The sequence below is a fragment of the Streptococcus sp. CF8_Ac1-9 genome, from assembly GCF_024295565.1.
GTDB classification, from domain to species: Bacteria; Bacillota; Bacilli; order Lactobacillales; family Streptococcaceae; genus Streptococcus; species Streptococcus parasanguinis_X.
This window is the reverse complement of the sequence record NZ_JANCOY010000015.1, coordinates 1-622: the sequence shown is the minus strand read 5'-3', so window position 1 is coordinate 622 and position 622 is coordinate 1. Positions and strand designations below refer to the sequence as shown.

Here is a 622-nt window from a genome sequence, read left to right as displayed (position 1 = left end):
CCCTACGGCTCCGTCTCTTCAACTTAACCTCGCATCATATCGTAACTCGCCGGTTCATTCTACAAAAGGCACGCTCTCACCCATTAACGGGCTCGAACTTGTTGTAGGCACACGGTTTCAGGTTCTATTTCACTCCCCTCCCGGGGTGCTTTTCACCTTTCCCTCACGGTACTGGTTCACTATCGGTCACTAGAGAGTATTTAGGGTTGGGAGATGGTCCTCCCAGATTCCGACGGGATTTCTCGTGTCCCGCCGTACTCAGGATACTGCTAGGTATAAAGACTATTTCGAATACGAGGCTCTTACTCTCTTTGGCTGACCTTCCCATGTCATTCTTCTATAATCTTTAAGTCCACATTGCAGTCCTACAACCCCGAAGAGTAAACTCTTCGGTTTGCCCTCCTGCCGTTTCGCTCGCCGCTACTCAGGCAATCGCTTTTGCTTTCTCTTCCTGCAGCTACTTAGATGTTTCAGTTCACTGCGTCTTCCTCTACCTATCCTTAACAGATAGGAGTACTAGCCATCAGCTAGTGGGTTCCCCCATTCGGACATCTCTGGATCGTCGCTTACTTACAGCTCCCCAAAGCATTTCGTCGTTTGTCACGTCCTTCTTCGGCTTCTA

Annotated in this window: 1 rRNA gene; it reads right to left on the bottom strand. The window is 49.5% G+C overall.

Annotation, left to right across the window (positions count from 1 at the left end):
• Positions 1–622, bottom strand: a 23S ribosomal RNA gene (locus NML76_RS10205); the annotation flags it as partial.